A 19,277-nucleotide genomic window follows, 5' to 3' on the forward strand; every position below is an offset into this window, starting at 1 on the left:
GGGAAAAGAGGTACTACAGGATGGATAACTGAGTCTCATACAAGTAAACACGGTTACAGCTGGTCGAATTTTTCCCAGAATGCGTGGGATGGGAATACGGCTATTTATGATAATACATATATGTTTTCCATAATGGCTACCGTAACTCCGAAACAGCAGCCGAACATACCGGTACCGAATGTGAATCTCCCGTCACTGGGAGGGATAAGTGCTCCGTCTTATAATCCTATAAGTATTAATGTAAATGAACCTACATTAATAGGGAGTATAAGTATAGACCAGGTAAATATAGGGTTTGTAGGAGTAAATCCGCCGCTTTTGGGAGCTATAGCAAATGTAACATCGCCTAAAAGTGTGACGGTAAGCGGTGTAGATCCTAATATAAATATAAATGTAACAGCACCGGGCGAAGTAAAAATGGATGTAATAGTGCCGCCGAAAATAGACGTAAATCCGCCTGTAATATCGGTAGACCCGCAGACACCGCCAAAGATAGAACCTCCGGTGATAGTGATACCGTCTCCGAAGACAGTACAGGCACCGAATTTCAGTAACTATATTGCTCCGGGGGGAAGCTGGATTACTGGTCACGGGGAAACTATAAGAGGGGTCAATACTTTTCAGAATGGAGTTTTAGTAGCTTATACAACAGCGGATTACACACTGGGGACTACTGCAAACCTTGCGAGCGGTCAACTGAGAAGACTTACTGACCCGGCTTTTCCATTGTTTTCGGAATTGAGTCTTTCCGGCGGAGGCGGCGGAAGAGGTACTATATATGCATACAGAACAGATGACGGCGTAACGGGGACAAGCGGCTATACTAATGTAAGAATCGGAGAGGCAGTAACAACATATGATCCAAAATACTGGAGTGCTGCACCTGGTTACGGTCAGGATATAGCAGGCAGCGCCAACAGAACGGGATATGCAGCAGGAGCAGTGGTAACAAACAGTATTAATCAGAAAAACAGATGGCTGATGACAGTGCATAAAAGAGCAGGAAATGCTTTGACTACAATAAGTAATATAGACTTTATACTCGGCGGCCCTGACGGAGCTCCGGGAACACCTGCACTTCCGGGAGAAGCTGCTAAAACAGCTGAAGCAGGAGTGCTTTTGATGAGAAATGACGGAGATGTGCAGTTTAATAATTCCAGCATAACTCTGCGTGGAAGAACTACAATTAATCAGAACATAGTGCATTACGGAAATCACTATCTTACTTCACTTGAGTTTAACAATGTTACAATAAATATAGTAGGAAATGAAAATACTCTGTTTACAAATGTGCCGGTTTCAGATATAGGATATTGGTCAACACCTGAATTAAATTCACAGCAGCCGAACTGGGGACTTCCTGAAAAGGATAACGGAATCGGAGCAAAGGGAATTTTTGGTAAAACTGATCTGGATATAGATACAAAAGTAAATACGGTATTTTTCGTTCAGGCTGCAGCTTCAAGAAGATGGAACGGATATAATGCAGTGACTAATCCCGGAGGACTTTATGTTTATACGCCGTTAATGGGAAGAATCAGATATTATAACAGAGACGGTTCAGGGAATAAGGGGACTTTTAATTTTAACGGTTCAGGAAATGTCGGGGCATGGATAAATAAATATACTCCTGACAGGGCAGCTTACGGCTATGCTGGTGTAGGAGCATCAGAAACACCTGAAATAGATCTCGGAACTGTAAATATGAGAGGGGACGGTAACGTAGGTGTATATTTTACACAGCATAATTCGAGACCGGACTATAACGGGATATATCAGGGGAAACTTCCGCTGGATTTTAGAATAGGGGAAACTCTTGGAAAAGGCGGTACAACAACACAAAGTGATATAGGTAATACTGACGGAGATAAAAATAGTACCACAGGAAACGTAGCTTTATACGTTACTTCAGGACAAAGAACTGATTTAACTGTGGCAAACGGGTATTTTCCCGCTACGGTAAATCTTATTACACATGCTTCCACAAATACACAGGGCGGAGGTATAACAGCAGGAACACAGCTGGGATATACCGACTTGAATACAGTGGCACACAGAATAAAAGATCTGACGATTTCAGATTATTCTGTAATATTTGGTAAATATTCAAAAGACAACATAGCAGTAGTATCAAGAAACGGAAGTGTGGTCAGAATAAATCCGGCCGGGAATATTACAGATGGTGTGGCGGCAGGAACACCTGATGCAGACAGGGCAACAGGAAGTATAATAGCTTATGCTGAAGGTGTCTGGTATAATCCAAGACCTGCTGTAATAAATCCTAATAACGGAGCAGTAGGATCGGGTCTGGTAGTAACAGACGGTACTCCGGGACAAAAATATGTGGCGAATTACGGTTCGGAGATTCATTTGCAAAAACCTGTTGTAATGGGAAGTAAAAGTGCGATTCCTTTATATGCAAAAGACGGGGCAAAAATAACAACACAGTCAATAACATTATACGGGCCTGATTCTATAGGGTCTTATGCTGACGGAAGAAGATTCTGGAATCCGACGGTACTTCAGACAAGCGGGGCAGGTACAGGAGGAAAGCCCCAGACAAATGTAACAGTAACCGGAGATATAACAGCTGTAAACGGGAATAATAACAAAGGTGTAATTTCACTTAGTGCGAATAAATCCGGGGCTACGGAAATAGTTATAAGTACAGGAGACGGAAGCAGCGTAACAGTGAACGGGAAAATAAATATAAACGGACTTGGTGCTTATGCAGACGGAGCAGCATCAAAAATAGCAATTACCGGAGCTGGAAGTACGATTACTTCAAGTTCTGACGGGGCTTTGGTTGCTAAAAACGGAGGAAAGATAAACTTTGCAGGGGGAACAATAAACCATAATCATGATGATTCGCTGGCATTCTTTGCAGGGGAAATAGGGACTAATCCTACGCTTTCACCGCTTTCCAATATTAATTTTACAGGGACTACAACGATAAACTATACAAAAGGTGTAGTTTTCTACGGAAAGCCTTCGGATTATTCCAATGCTGCGAGTACAACTGCAAGATACGGCGGAATGTCAAATGTTAAGATAAATATAATGGGGCATGGGGTAAATCTCGGGGTCTTTGAATATAATGCAGGTGAAGCGATAACTACATGGAACGGAGATAATACATCTCTCATGGCTTCGCTTCAGGCAAGGGTCGGAGGAGCGACTATAACAAACGGCGGAGGTTATTGGGTAAAATCATCACTTGACGGCGGAAATTTTATCATAAATTCAGATGTTAACAGAGACAGTGTTTCTTCGGGATCAGTTTCGGGAGACCAGTTTAATGACATAACGATGGAAAGAGTGGCATTTACTCTTAATGCGGGAAAAACTATAAGTTCTAATGCAGGAAAGGGAATGCTGATTACTTCAAATGCCAAAGCTGCAAGTAATAACGAAACCGGATATACAATAGCCGGAACTATTGATGTAAAAGGGACGAACGGGCTGGGGACGTTCGTAAACTACGGACATACAGTGTTAAACAGCGGAGGAAAAATTCTCACTGAAAATGGAGTGGGAGTATACGGGGTGAACGGAAGCAGAACAGAAAATAAAGCAGGCGGGCTGATATCTGTAGGAACAGCTTTGACTCAGGAAAATATCGGTATAATAGGACTTTCTGAAAAGAAAAAAATAGGAGCTGAGCCGGATGATACTTTCGGGTTTAAAGTAAATGGTGCGTTAACAGCAGTAAATATAACGAACTCAGGAGATCTTGAAGTGACAGGAAATAAGAGTATGGGTATTTATGCTGATAATAATGTGGCATCGCCGAATAAAGCAAAAGTATTAGTGACAAACGAGGGAAAAATAGAAGTTACAGGAGATGAAACAACAGGAATATATGTAAATACAGGAACAATAACTTTGAAAGACACTAATAACATAATAGTAGGAAAAGACGGAAAAGGAGTTTACGGGAAGAATTCCGATCTTGCTGTGGGAAATACTTCAATAACTGTAGGAGATAACGGAGTAGGACTTTTATTTGAAGGGAATACTGTGATTAATCCATATGGAGGTGCAGGAAAAACTCTGGAGATAAAACTTTCCAATCCTTCTGTACAAAAAGGAACAGCAGTATATTTCACAGGTTTAAATGGTGAGACACTTACTAATAATATAAATATAAAAGTAGGAACAGACGGTTTTGGTGCAGATGACGGAAGTTCAGTAACAGGAATTTACGGTACAGGAAAAAAAGTGGGTGCAGTCCAGCATATGCCGGCAGTTATAAATAATGGGAATATACTCGTAGGTGAAGGAGATAAGGGGATATACGGAGAATACCTGAATATAACCAATACAGGAGAAATAGCTCTTCAGAATAAATCTGTGGGAATATACACAAAAAATTCCAATGTTACCACTGCTTCAGATAAAATAAAAGTTGACGGTGATGAAACAATAGGGGCTTATGTGAGATGGAGCGGTACGCTGAACTTTGGGACAGCCTCTTCACAGGTACTGGCAGTTAACGGTAAAAAATCAATAGGTGTGTATGTGGGAGGATATACAAGAAATATTATCAGCGGCGTACCAGAAGATCCTTATGATCCGGGAAGTCCTACAACAAAGGCTCCGGGAGCAAGAGGGATAAATAATGCTGTAATTACACTGGGAAATACTGTAAAAACAGCTTCTGTAAATCCTTATGAAGATCTGAAAATAGGGATGTATCTAAACGGCGGAGAAGAAATAAACAGTGTACAGAATAACTTGAATAATACAAATGCTGTCATAAACGTAGGAGCTAATAATATAGGTGTTTATGGTGTGCGTTCTGAATTTACAAATGCAGGAACTATAAATAATAAAGATACAGGAACAGGAAATCAAAATATAGGTATCTACTTTACTGATGCAGCATCTGGTGTTCCGGCTCTTACAGGCGGGGATAAATTCAAGATCACTAATACAGGTACCATAAATGTGGAAGGTGAAAATAATCTTGGTATTTTTGCTACTATTAATGAAATTTCCGGTAGAACAGACTCAAGCGGAGTAATAAATCTTGATGCAGGCGGAATAATAAATGTAAAACCTGTTACTAAAGGAGCCACTCCGGTAAATACACCTATAGGTGTGTATGCTAAGGGAAGCGGAATCAAAATAAGTACAACTACAGCAGCTGGGAATACATTTAATGTGGATGAAGACGGAATAGGAATTTATTCTGACGGAACAAATGAACTCACAGGATATAAAGGTACATATAATTTAAGATCAAGTATGGCAGGAACGCAGGCTGTAAAATCTATAGGAATATTCCTGAAAGACGGCTCTGTGGCAAAAAGCGGAGATATAACATTAAATAGTGTAACGGGAAATGATTCATCCGGAAATGCCATCAGACCAATAGGAGTTTACTATTCAAAACCGACAACAGTGGGTACTCTCGGTACACTTGGACACGGTCTGAATATCACAGATACCGGTACAGGAGCAGGGAAATCAGTAATAGGATTATTTATAACAGGTATAAATAATACAGATTCTGTAAAAAGTACAGGAAATATAACTCTGGGAAGCGATGAAAGTCTGGGGGCATATGTAATAGATTCAGTATTGTCAAGTACGGGGACTATTACTGCTAACGGAAAAAGTTCTTACGGGGTTTATCTCACTAATTCTACAGCATTTGCTACACAGGACAGTATATTTACAAATGAATATGATCCTTTGAAAAAAGGTGAAATATATGCAAAAGCCGACAGTTCCATAGGACTTTTGATAAAAGGCGATACAGCTGTGACAAATGTTCCTTTGGGAGTAAACAAAGGTACAGTGGAATCAGGAGTTAGTCTGGTATCAGGGATAGATGCAGTCGGTGTATATGTAGAAAACGGGAAATTTATAAATGATAAAACAGCAGCATATACAGGACTTATAAAATCTAATCTTGCATCAACAGAACCTATACCCGGGGTAATTATAGCGGGAAGTATAGCTGTGTCTTCAAAAGACGGGGAAGTTCTGAATAAAGGAGATATAACTTCTGAATATGTGGGGATTTATTCTGAAGACAGTAAGATAGAACATCAGGGTAATATAAATATTTTAAGCGGAACAGGAATAATAGGGAAAAGAACAACTGCACCCGGTGCAGATTCCACTATAATACTGGATACAGATACAGTAACAGGAAGTTCATCAAAGATAACAGGAACTGCAAATGGTCTTACAGGTGTGCTTGCACTGGACGGAACAAAAGTTACACTTAAAGATTCTGATATTTCATTAACAGGAAATAAAGCATTCGGGCTGCTGCTCACAAGTATAGTGCCAAGCGCATCCAATAAATCATCCGCAGAACTTCTGAAAGGTGATATAACAGTGGGGAACGGCGGAATAGCTGTTTATTCTGTTAATGGAAATCTGGATATAAAAAATTATGATGCGAATTCAAAATTTGTATTGGGTAATGAAGGAATTGGAATATATGCCGATACAGATACGGCAATAGATACAGGTTCTGGAGTAAAAGTACTGAACATGGACTATACTTCTGCTACAGACAAAGGAGTAGGGGTATATTATGAAGAAAGTACAGGACTTGGAAACAGAGTAAATAATATCACTGTAAAAAATATAAATACAGGACAAAAAGAAAATTTTGTAAATATTTTGAGCAATAATACCAATCTTATAAATAATGCCGATCAGGTAGTAGGTAAGAGCGGGATAGGAATTTACGGTTCTGGAAGAGGAAGTATAATAAATAACGGTACGATTTTTCTGAACGGTGAAACTGCTGTGGGACTTTACGCCAAAGGAGCAGGGCCTGCTGATATTGTGACGATAAGCAAACTAGGGTCTATAGAGGAAGAAACAGGAAGTCTTGTTGATTATAAGGAAAGAATCGGGGCATATATAGACACTAACGCAAATATAACAGGTACAGATAATTATACATTTAATGTAGACGGCGGAATAGGAATGTATCTGAAAAGCTACATAGATTATGCGGGAACTATGACTGTGGGAGGAACTACATTTAATGACGGATTAAATGATCACAGAACAATAGGGATATATGTGGACAGCTCTGTAAACAGCTTAGCTAAAGACCTGAATACAAATATAAAAATTACTGGTGAAGAAGGAGTAGGGATTTATCTTGCTAAAACGGGAATTACAGGTGCAGCAGTAAAATATACAGGGACTATGGATCTTCTTGCAGTGAACCCAAGCGGAAAATACGGAATAGGAATTTACCTGAGTGAATACAGCAATCTTGATTTTACTGGAACTATAAATATAGGGGGAGCAACAGGAGTAAATAACATAGGATTCTATATTGAAAATAATGCCACATCAAGTCTTACTGCAGGAACGATAAATACCAATAACAGCGGAATACTTGCATATATTAAGGAAGGTACTTTTAATACTTCGGGAAGCCTTGTAATAAACGGTCTGACTAATATAATTGTAGAAGGAGCAACAGGAAGTGTCACTAATGGAGTTAATGTAGAAGTAGGTACTACGGGACTTCAGGGAATAAACGGAGCCACAGTGGTAAATCTTTCCACAGGCAAGCTGTGGTCTGTAATAGATCAGGCTTTGGCGCTTTCAGGGTCAGACGGTGTAAAGATAACAAATGAAGGAATAATAGGACTAACAGGTGAAAATTCAGTGGGAATATTTACAAAAGATTCCACAGCAACACTGAAAAACGGAAGTTCTATAGAAGTAGGGAAAAACGGAGTAGGTGTGTATGCCCTTCTGGATAATAATGCACCGGATTCTGTGGTGAAAATAGATACAGGATCTTCATTGATAAAAATAGGTGAAGGAGCAACAGGAATTGCCTTTGATAAGAAAATAGGCTCTACAGGGGACTTGCGGCTTGACTTCACAGGAACTGTGGATATACAGGGAACCGGCGGAGAAAATAAAGGTATATATATGAAAGACACAATTGTATCCGGAACAGTGGCAGGAAATATAATTCTTAGTGATAATTCAACGGGAATTTATACTGATAACAGCAATTTTACCACAAATGCTTATATAAAAGTAGGAGCAAGCACAGGTTTGGGAACAGCAGTGGGAATATTTGCCGATAACGGGGCAATTGTGACTAATACAGGTACAGTAGAAACAGGCGACAGCGGTATAGCTCACTTTGCAGGAAACGGCGGAGTGATAAATACTAACGGTCTGAATATACTGGCGGATAAGTCGACTATAGCAATGGCAGGTGTCGGAGGAACTATTAATTATAATAATGCAGGAGATGTATTCGTAGGAAATGACGAAAGAAAAGGATTCGCAGCTGACGGAGGAATAGTTAATCTTACAGGCGGGAAAATCGTAAATGTAGGTAATAATAACAGTGTAGGAATTATCATAGGTTCTTCAGGAAGCGTAAATAATATAAACAGTATAAATGTAGGAAATGCTTCTACAGGAGTGTACGTAAAAGATAACTCAAACTATAATATATATTATAATATATTCCTAAATGACCACAGTGCCGGAGGAATTTCCGGTGAAGGCGGAATAATTACCCTGAATAGCGGAATTTCCATAATATCAGCACCAGGTGTAAATGAAACTATAGGTATGATAAATAAAGGAGCCGGAGGAACAGCAGATAACAGAGGGGTAATAGACTTCACAGGAGGAACAGGAAATATAGGAATGTACGGAAGCAGTACCGATAACATACAGAATAATAATCAGATATTAATAGGTGACTCCGCAAGTACAAGTACAGCAGTGGGTATGTACGGGGAAACAGCAAATAATATACTGAATTATGCGAATATAAACATAGGAAAAGCTGCAATAGGAATGTACGGAAAAAATGTTACAGACGGAATTTCCGGTGTGGACAACTATGCAAATATAACAAGTACAGCTACAAATGCAATAGGAATGTACGGTGAAAGTTCCAGAGTAAAAAATGCGGGAACTGTAACAATGTCACTTGCAGGTGTGGGGATATACGGAAGAGATAGTATAATAGAGAATGCCGGTACTATAATAACAGGAGATACAATAAAAACCGGGTTAACAGAAGAAACAGCAGTGGGAATATATGCAACAGGTACCAGTGATATAAGAAATACAAGCAGCATTAATACAGGATGGTCATCTGTGGGTATTTTCGGGGAAAACGGAACTATTACCAATGATGGTACTATAACTGCCGGGGAAAGCTCTATATACATGTTTACATATGGTGCCGGAGGAAATATAATAAATAATTCCACTCTGAATCTTACAGACAAAAGTATAGGTATATATGCTACAGCAGGAAGCGCTGTAAACAGCAGTACAGGTATAATAAATGTAGGGAAATCAGATGTTATGAGTGATCCGAGAGAATTCGCGGTGGGAATGGCAACAGAAACAGGTACTGTGATCAACAGAGGAACTATAAATGTAGGCAATGAATATGGTGTAGGAATGTTCGCCGGTAAAAAAGGCGCTAATACAGGAAAAGTCTATAATGAAGGAACGATAAACGTAACCGGTAAAAATGCTTATGGTATACAGATAAATGAAGAAGCCGAAGCATATAACATAGGAACGATAAATGTAAGCGGAGCCGGAGCATATGGAATAGCTGCTTCAAAGAGATCAAGCGTGTATAATTCAGGAATTATGAAAATACAGGGTACTTCTATGGGAGTTTATCTTGAGGATAGTTCATACTTTGAAAACAGCGGTACAATGATAATGGATACTACAGGGCAGGGAGTATATTTGGGAACTGGGTCTCAGTTCGTAAATACACTTACAGGAACACTTATTATAAACGGAATAGGAGCAACAGAAGATCAGGTTAAGAAAATAGGGGCAACAGATTTTACTAATATAGGAAACATAGTATTCGAAGGGCCTAATGTACAGATACACGGCGTACCTATAACAAATATAGGGAATATAGTTATTAACGGGCCTTTGAATATACCGGCAGGAACAAATGTAATTCTGAACACTGTAGACACAGATGACGGAATGGGTTCATGGAAAATTCTTGACGGAATTACAGGAACAGGTAACATTATATTAAGTCCGGGAGCAACACAGGGTAATTCAAAACTTGTCCATAATGTTCAGATAATGGACTTCGGGACTACAGCAGGAGATCTGTCAATAGTGTCGCAATCAGTAACATGGCTTGCAGATAAATGGTATGATGAAGATAACACACGTCATGTATTAAGACTGACAAAGATACCTTATGTAGAACTTCTGTCAAATACCGGAGCAATGGAATTCGGAAGAGGGCTTGACTATATTTATGAAAGACAGATAGGGAAAGAACTTCAGATGTTTGACGGCATTGATACTATAATGAACAAAGATGAGCTGGCAGAAACATTTGATATGCAGCTGAGAGGTAATGTATATGCCAATATCCAGCAGAGAATGATGGATGTGGACGGAGTATTTGATACTGCGTACAAACAGCTTAAGAGCGAGGAAAATACAACTAAGGATATAACAAAAGTGTCTGCTATATATTCAGGAGGAAATATATCGGATAAAAATCCGGGAGTGGAAGAATATGATTATCAGTCACTTGGAATAATGTATCTGAAAGAAAAAGAAACATTGAAATATGGTACAAACTTTAATTACTCGCTGGGAATACTGCAGAGTAAATTTGACTTTGATCAGGATTCAAAAGAAGATGTAACAAGCCTGAAAGCAGGTATAGGATATGAGCAGTATCTCGCACAGAACAGCAGATTTAAGTTTATGACAAGAGGAGAACTTGGTGTAAACTATCATGATATGGAAAGAAAAATTCACCTGAATACGGGAACATATAAGAATACCGGGGATTATTTTTCAGGAACTGCACAGATAAAGAACAGAATTAACTATGAACTGCCTATAATATCAAAAACATTTAAAGTAGATATTTTTGGAAGTCTGAATATGGGTTACGGAGTATATGAAGGATTCAAAGAAGACGGAGACGGAATATATCTTGATGTAAAATCGGAAGATTATTTCTCATTAAGACCTGGTGTGGGAGTGGAAGGAGAACTGGCATACACAACAGTAAAGGGAAATAAATTCATGGTAACCGCAGGGGCTGCATATGAATATGAGACACAGGATATATATGATGACGGAAACCGTGTAAAAATAGCTGATACTCCGGCAGGATATTACAGACTAGAAAAACCGGAAAAAATTGATAATATAGTAAAAGCTAATCTGGGACTGGGATTTGAGACTACATACGGGTTCAAAACAGGAGTAAGAGTGGAAAGAGAAGAAGGAAGCGTAGACGGAACAAAATATCAGATAGATTTCTCATGGAAATTCTAGTCTGGATAAAATAAATGCATCTGATTTATTTATTCAGAATATCAGGTTATTAATAATAAAGAAATGTTTTCATTAGTTATATAAACGGACTTTATCCGGAATGTTTCTGCTTTCGGAAAAAAGCCGACAGGAGGAAAAATGAGAAAATTATTGATATGTTTAATGATAGGTCTAAGTACATGGGGTTATGCTTATACACGAACATCAACAATAACAAAAGAAGCCGAAAAAATGGAAAAAGCTGAGGAACAGAGAAAAGACAGGCTCAGCAGAAGAAAGGAAAAGCTGGAAGCAGAACTTGCAGAATTGCAGGGGAATTATAACAGCAGAACAGAGATAACAGAAAAACTTAAAATGGATTCGGAAGTAAGATGGTACAGGGATGAATATAAGGAAATACTGAAAAAATATGAATCAGTTCAGACTGATCTTGAAAAAGAAATAGAAAAAAAAGAGAGAGAACTGGCAATAGTTAACAGAGGTCTTGGAATAACAGCAGAAACTGTGGATGAGTAAAATATAGTTTTTAAAAAGTAAAAACAGATAATGATAATTTTGCGGTATTGTATCTTTTTTGGATCTGTTTTGCAGAAGATGCGGAAATATAATTTAATCAGGTTACAAATAGATTGAATTACACTTCTTTACTTAAAATAGTTATTTACCGGATTCCCCAAAACCCGAAAAATATATTTTCAAGTTTTTTAAATATAAATGCCCTTGTTCGAATGTAAGCAGCATATGCTTTCAGATAGCAGTAACAGATATTATAAACATCCGTTTTTAAAAAAATCCGTCAGCCTTGTTGCAGAACAGATCTGAAAAGATATAATAACTGCGAAATGTGTAATATCTTTATCTTGAGAAATATGAATAAAGTTCCGTTTTATATGGAGAAAAGAGGAAAAATTATGAAAAAAATAATAATGTTATCAGTATTGCTGATATTTTCCGCAGGACAGACTTCACTGTCAGCTCCGAAAATAAGAAAAGCAAAGAAAACCGAGAGTCAGAAAATGCAGGCTGAAATAGACAGAATAGAGAAAAGAGTAAATGAAATAAATAAAAATATAGAAGATTATAAAACATCTGAAATAAAGCTGGACGAGCTGGAAGAAAAATATTCACAGACAATGAAGGATTTGAGATTAGAATAAAGGAGAAATTATGAAAAAAATTTTTTTATCAGGAATGGTTCTGTTTATGATGACAGCCTGTACTTCCGGGGAGACTAAGAGAACAATAGAAGATACCAAAGAACGTGTGAATAACACAGAACAGTATTTGTGGGAAAATCAGGTAAAGGAATAACAGAAGCGAGAGGAGAAAAATAATATGAAAAAGAAAATTTTTATATACGGTCTTCTGGGATTCTTACTGGGAATTGCAGGATTTGCCGCAGAAGAGGAAGCCTACGGCATAGAAGAAGTACAGATTCTGGAAGAAGAGAAAATCTCTTTGACAAAAGTGGAAAAAGCAGAACAGGAGCTTGCCCATATGCAGGAAAAAGTTGATTTTTATAAAAGAGTAGTGAGAAGTGTGGAAAGAGAAGAAGCAGAACTCAAAGAACTAAACAAAATAAAAATGAGAGATATAAAGAAAACAATAAAATAGTAATCTCAAAAAGAGGAGAAAATATGAAAAAAATTATATTATTGTCTGCATTCTTACTTATGGTATCCTGCTCTACGAATAAGGCTCTGGTAGAATACAACAGACAGAGAATGGATAAAAATGAGGAATATCTGAATAGTGTAGAGGGAAAAACAGTGCCTAAGGGGGAAATAAACGGAACAACAAGAAGAGTCCCTCTGGAAAAGGAGGCGGACAGATGAAAAGATTAATACCGGTATTGTTATTAACAGTTCTTTCTGTTCAGGCAGCAGCGAGACCTTTTACCACAAAGCAGATGAGAAATGATACTATAAGAATAAATGCAATGGAAGTGGAGCTGATAGAGGAAAAAGCAGAACCTGCCATGGAAAAGAAAGAAGTAAAAGAAGAAAAGAAAGTAATAAGACTGGGTGAAGATAAGCTGTTTTTTGATTTTGATGACAGCAGGGTAAAACCAGAGTATTACGGAGAATTAAGAGAAGCAGTAAAGGTGATAAAAAGCAGCAGTATGAGAGTAAGTATAACAGGACATACCGATTCTAAAGGAAGTGCAGAGTATAATGAAAAACTTTCGTTAAGAAGAGCAGAAGCAGTAAAGATAAAACTTTTAGAATTTGGATTAAATGAGAATGATATAGCCGGAGTAAGAGGATTAGGAGAAAGTGATCCAATAGCTCCAAATACAAGACCTGATGGTAAGGATAATCCGGAAGGAAGAGCGATGAACAGAAGAATAGAACTGGAACTCGTAAAGTAAAAATAAAAAATCCCTGAAAAAATTATTTTTGAGGGATTTTTTATTTTAAAGACTTAATTATGAAAATCCAAAAAATGTAAAAATTACAATATTGCAAAAAAAATGTTTTTATAATATAAAAAATATATTCTTGGTAATGCTACATTTTTCAGTAAATATAAACATGTAAAGAATTTTATTATTGACAAATTCTGAAAAATAAGTATAATTTAATAAATTGTCTAAAAATTTTAGGTTTGATAATTAATTTATATAAAATTTATGGAAGAAACCCCGAGAAATTGTAAAAAAGGGTTGTCAGTGGATTCTATGATACAAAAATGAAAATTAAATTTTTTTCTATTCTAATAAATTGAATGCTTAATCAAAAAATGGAAATTATAAAATAGAAGTTAGATATTGTGATTATTTAATTATAATAAAAAAAAATTACAAATATTAAAGTATCAAAACTATTAGAGCGAATGATCTATTCAGTAAATGGGATTTTATAAAATTGTATTTGCAGATATTTACAGTAAAAATTCAGTTTCTTCTTATCATATAAAAATCTTTCAATAAAAAACAGGCAGTTTCACTTAAAAAAATAAATTCTGAAATGTTATTTTTGTAAATTATAAAAATAGATTTCGTTGATTTTTTGTATAAGCATATATAGTCTCTTACAGTGTTTATATGGTTTTTTTATGTGCTTTGAAAGGAGGAGACATAATCATGAAAAATAATTTTTTAAAGGTGGGAGCTTTTATTTTGGTTTTGGCACCTGCGGTAAGTATGGGGACACAAGATAGTTTTAATAAGATAGATGAATTTTTATTATGGGGATCATACTATAAATTTAAGAAAAATACAAAGTCAACATATACCTCTAACTCTAAAGAATCAGATGGTTCCGGAGAAGAGGAAGAAAAACCGGTATTACCTATTCCGGATCCTATAGCTGTAGTCAAAGAAGACAATGTGATTAAAGCATGGAAAGAAAATGCGGGCGACAGACTTTATTACACAGTTTCAAATGATATATTTTCCACTGATAAAGCAGCTTTATGGCTGACTGATCTGAATACGGAAGTAGTGAATGATAAAATACTGGATTCCACTTTTACAGGAACAGGAGCTGAGAATTTTTCAGTAGAAGCCGAGGAAAATGCAGTTTTTATCAATAACGGAACTGTAGCCGGAACTCACGGGGGAATCAGAGGAAAGAGCGGCGCAGAGATACAAAATAACAATATAATAGAGAACGCCGGGGATTACGGCATATATCTGGAAAACGGCAATGCGCACAATAGCGGCACAGGAATAATTTCCAGTACAGGAGATTATGGTATTTTTGCAGCAACTGAAAATAGTACAGCTGCTAACAGCGGAGTTATTGAAAATACCGGTAATTACGGAATGGCAGCGAACGGCGGAGAAATAACAAATAATGCCGGCGGAGTGATAAAAAACGGAATGGATTTCGGGATGTATTCTGCAGGTAACAGCAGTTCGGCTTTGAATAAGGGAGTAATAGAAAATATCGGGAATTATGGTATGCTTTCTGAATCGGGTGCAAAATCAGTTAATGAAGGAACAGTGAAGAATTCAGGTAACATAGGAATGGGCGGTTCCGGATTAAACAGTACAGTTATAAACGACGGAATAGTAGAAAACACAGGAGATACCGGAATAAATCTTACAGGCGGTGCAAAAGGAACTAATAACGGAACAGTAAGAAATACAGGAGATTACGGTGCGAAAGTTCTGGATAATTCATATTTTGAAAATAACAGCAGTATGGAAAATACTGGGATGTACGGAATATATGCTGATTCAGACTCTGAAATTCTTAATAATACAGCAGGAATAGTACAGAATAACGGAGATTACGGAATAGCAGTCTTAAATACGGCAGGAACATCTTCAAAGGCTTCGAATAAAGGAACAGTCAAGAATGCCGGAGATTATGGAATGTATGCAGAATGGAACAATGCTGTAATAGAAAACGGCGGAACAATAGAAAATACGGGAACATATGGAATGTATGCAGTTTCCGGTGCAAAAGCACAAAATACCGCAGGCGGAATCGTGAAAAATTCTGGAGATACAGGAATGGCAGCTGACGGTCTCGGAAGTATAGCTATAAATAACGGGTCAGTGGAAAATACAGGAAATAACGGTTTCTATATTTCTAATTATGCAGAAGGTACAAACAGCGGTATAATTAGGAATACAGGAGATTACGGGATACGTACAATAAATTATTCATATGCAGTGAACAGCGGTACAATAGCAAATACTGGAACAAACGGAATGTTTGTCACAGGAAATTCCGAAGCTTTGAATGATACTTCAGGAATAATAGAGAATCAAGGGAACTACGGAATTGCTGTAGCTTCTGGTTCAAAGGCCGAAAATAAAGGGATTGTAAAAAATGACGGTATGAGTGGAATCTATGTGATTAACGGCGGATTGGGGATAAACAGCGGAACAATAGAAAATACAAGTACATATGGTATTTATACTACAGCAGTAAATTCTAAAGGAATAAATTACGGAACAATAAAAAATGACGGAACACATGGTATGTATGCTACCACTAATTCCGAAGTTCTGAATGATTCTACAGGGATAATAGAAAATACAGGGAATTATGGTATTGTGGCAGGATCTAATTCATTAGGTACAAATAACGGTATTATAAAAAATCAGGGAACAAACGGAATGTATACTACAAATGCCGGGACGATAATCAATAACGGAAGAATAGAAAATACAGGGACTTATGGTATGCAGGCAACAGGAGCAGGTTCACAGGCTGTTAACGGATTATCAGGAGTGATAGCAAATAACGGGAATTCCGGACTTTACGGGATTAATGGTGCACATGTGGTAAATAAAGGAACAATAAAAAATACAGGTGATTATGGAATGCATCTGAATAATGCTACTGGTATAAACGAGGGAACTATTTATCTGACAGGGGATAATAAGATCGGAGTACATATAAATAATAATGCGGTCTTTATAAATAACGGTATTATCAGAGTAGACGGGAATAATGTCACAGGAATAAAAGCTATGGGGAACAGTGTGGTACAAATAGCTCAGAATTCTCAGATAATTTTGAACGGCAATGCAGCTGTAACACAGGGAAATACTGATTACAGCGATAAGCAGAGTACCGGTGCCGCAAACAGCAACTCAGCAGGAAAAGCATATAACATAGATTCTACATCTACACTTGTAAATGCCGGAACTATATCAGCATACGGAACATTTACAGTAGAGGAAACAGGAAAATTCGTGCTTGATACAAAAACAGGAACTATAAATGCAGACAGCGTGGATTTAGCTGGGGACTTATATGTGAATGCTGCCGGAACTACTGATTCTTTTAGTGATAAATTTACACTAAGAAATCTGAATACTGAAAAAGTAGAAGGTGAAGGATCATTAATATCAGATTCACTTTTATTTACAGGAAAACTGGAAAAAAATTCCAGCGGAAAATATGATATAGTAATGGAAAGAAAAGATTTTTCCGAAGTGTTTAGCAGTGAATTCGGAAAAATACTGGAAGAAAATTATAGCGAAACAGGAGATATTGAAGGGAAAAATAAAATATATAATTCACTGAAAGTGAGTGTAACTTCCAAAGATAGGGCATTAACAGCAGAAAACGAGCTGACTGGAAGAAGTATAGTAAGTAATCTGATGTATCAGGAATTCAACAGAAACCGCGTACTGGAAAATGGTGTAAATGATCTTCTTGAGAACAGAGACAGATCAGCAGATAAAGGAGTATATGTAAATATTCTCGGAGGTAAGGAAGATTCTGACAATGACGGTGATTTTCTTGGTTATAAAAACAGAGAAGCCGGTGTAATATTCGGAATGATGAAAAAAATCAACAATAAGATATCTGCCGGAGGTTTTGCAGGATATCTTAGTTCTGATATTGATTATAAAGATGATGGAAATTCAAATCAGAAAACAGATACTCTTTCATTAAAGGGAGCATTGGAGATAGAACTTACAGACGGTCTGAGATGGCGTAATATTCTGGGGTATAATTACGGAAATACTGATACAAAGAGAAAACTGACATATGATAAAAGCTATACCGAACTCAATGGTAACTTTGATTCATGGTCTGCAAGAATTGACACAAATCTGGAATATACATATGATGTAAATAAAAGAATAAGCGTGATACCTTTAGTAGGGTTGAATGTGAGTTATCTGCACCAGAATTCATATAATGAAAGCGGTGCTGCGGGTTATAATCTGAGAGTGGATTCTGCATCAGGAACATCTGTAAGGCCTAAAGCCGGGATAAGAGCAGATTTAGGATTATATGAAAATAATAATACAAAATTAAAATTAGTGCCGTCAGTGCTTTATTCATATGAGACGGCAAATCCTTATAAAGTAAGAAATATAGGATTGGAAGCTTTTGATAATGCATTTTTTGTGGAATCAAGAGATTCTGAAAGAGGAAATCTGGATCTGGGTATAGGGCTTGAGTATAACTATAACAGAGAACTGGTCTTTTATGGACAGTATAAAAAAGAAGTACTTAATGATTCAGGTAATGATAAAATGAGTTTAGGTTTCAAGGTTTATTTTTAGGAGAAAATAAAGTTAATTTGAAGATATTAGCATGAATAATAAGACTGTATCAGAAGAAATTCGGTGCAGTCTTTTGTATTTAGAATGAATTAGAATGGAACAGATATTTTGTGCTGTTAAATATCCAGATTTATTATTTACTAAAATACTGGACTTGATTTCTGTTTTTTATTATAATTAAGAAGAAGTTCTATATAAAAATAAAGTGGTAATTTAATTATATATAATTAAAGAAATATAAATATAAAAAGTAATAACAGGAGGGTAATTTGAAAAAAGTTTGCGTATTTTTATTTTTAGCAGTTAGTATATTTTGTTTTTCAAAAAAAACTTATGATGAGACTAAATTCAGACAGGAATTAATAAACTGGGCTTCTTCCAAAGTAGGGGCAGATTATAGTATGGAAAACCGCTGGGGTGAAAATACTTATGACTGTTCGAGCTTCATAAGCAGAGGATTGAGAGAGGTAGGAATAACATCTATTTCAGGTAAAAAATCAGATTACGGGACAACGGCAAGAGGTCTGTATAACAGCAGCGGACAGAAAATGGAAAAGGATGATTACGAATCCCTGAAACCCGGAGATATAGTTCACTTCTCACCTCTTGTATCCACGACAACAGGGCATGTGGGAATAGTAATAAGGAATCTCGGCAAAGGCAGGGTAGAGGTAATAGACGCAAGAGGAACAATTTTCGGGGTAGTAAGAAGGGTTACGGATTTATCAAAAAGTAAAAGATATCTGGGAGCTACGAGTGCTGCACAGATTTTGAAAAACAACGGCTATACTCCTGTTAATCCAAACGGCACGCTTATTATTCCTAAAAAAGCTTTCCATTTAAGCCCTGTGGACTTAGCTGTGATTTTTGCCGGTAGTTTTATTATGCTGCTCATAGTAATAAAAATAATAAGAGCACTCAGAAAAGCAAAAAGATTAAAAGCAGGCAGATAAAATATATTGGAAAT

The 19,277-nt window shown here is 37.0% G+C and carries 9 protein-coding genes; all 9 read left to right on the forward strand.

What is annotated here, in order from left to right; all coding sequences use genetic code 11:
• Window positions 1-120: 120 nt before the first annotated feature.
• The 9 genes from NK213_RS02490 (at window position 121) to NK213_RS02530 (ending at window position 19,263) form a co-directional block, all read left to right on the forward strand.
• A complete protein-coding gene (locus NK213_RS02490) occupies window positions 121-11,322 on the forward strand; it encodes a hypothetical protein (RefSeq protein ID WP_253346369.1) in 11,202 nt (3,733 codons plus the stop codon).
• A 138-nt stretch (window positions 11,323-11,460) separates the two neighbouring features.
• Entirely contained in the window at window positions 11,461-11,838 is a 378-nt protein-coding gene (locus NK213_RS02495; protein ID WP_253346370.1) for an adhesion protein FadA, read from the forward strand.
• 395 nt (window positions 11,839-12,233) lie between these two features.
• Entirely contained in the window at window positions 12,234-12,479 is a 246-nt protein-coding gene (locus NK213_RS02500) for an FAD-I family protein (RefSeq protein ID WP_253346371.1), read from the forward strand.
• A 10-nt stretch (window positions 12,480-12,489) separates the two neighbouring features.
• Window positions 12,490-12,633 (forward strand): hypothetical protein, encoded by a 144-nt coding sequence (locus NK213_RS02505; RefSeq protein ID WP_253346372.1) that lies wholly within the window; start codon window positions 12,490-12,492, stop codon window positions 12,631-12,633.
• A 24-nt stretch (window positions 12,634-12,657) separates the two neighbouring features.
• Window positions 12,658-12,936 carry a hypothetical protein gene (locus NK213_RS02510; protein WP_253346373.1) on the forward strand — a complete coding sequence of 93 codons (279 nt, stop codon included), beginning with the start codon at window positions 12,658-12,660 and terminating at the stop codon, window positions 12,934-12,936.
• 23 nt (window positions 12,937-12,959) lie between these two features.
• A complete protein-coding gene (locus NK213_RS02515) occupies window positions 12,960-13,157 on the forward strand; it encodes a hypothetical protein (RefSeq protein WP_253346374.1) in 198 nt (65 codons plus the stop codon).
• Complete coding sequence (locus NK213_RS02520; RefSeq protein WP_253346375.1) at window positions 13,154-13,693, forward strand: OmpA family protein; 540 nt, start codon at window positions 13,154-13,156, stop codon at window positions 13,691-13,693. The genes NK213_RS02515 and NK213_RS02520 overlap by 4 nt, the downstream gene beginning before the upstream one ends.
• A 714-nt stretch (window positions 13,694-14,407) precedes the next feature.
• Window positions 14,408-18,310 (forward strand): autotransporter outer membrane beta-barrel domain-containing protein, encoded by a 3,903-nt coding sequence (locus NK213_RS02525; RefSeq protein WP_253346376.1) that lies wholly within the window; start codon window positions 14,408-14,410, stop codon window positions 18,308-18,310.
• A 269-nt stretch (window positions 18,311-18,579) separates the two neighbouring features.
• Window positions 18,580-19,263 (forward strand): C40 family peptidase, encoded by a 684-nt coding sequence (locus NK213_RS02530; protein WP_253346377.1) that lies wholly within the window; start codon window positions 18,580-18,582, stop codon window positions 19,261-19,263.
• Window positions 19,264-19,277 lie beyond the last annotated feature (14 nt).

The sequence above is a fragment of the Sebaldella sp. S0638 genome, from assembly GCF_024158605.1.
Lineage (GTDB): Bacteria > Fusobacteriota > Fusobacteriia > Fusobacteriales > Leptotrichiaceae > Sebaldella.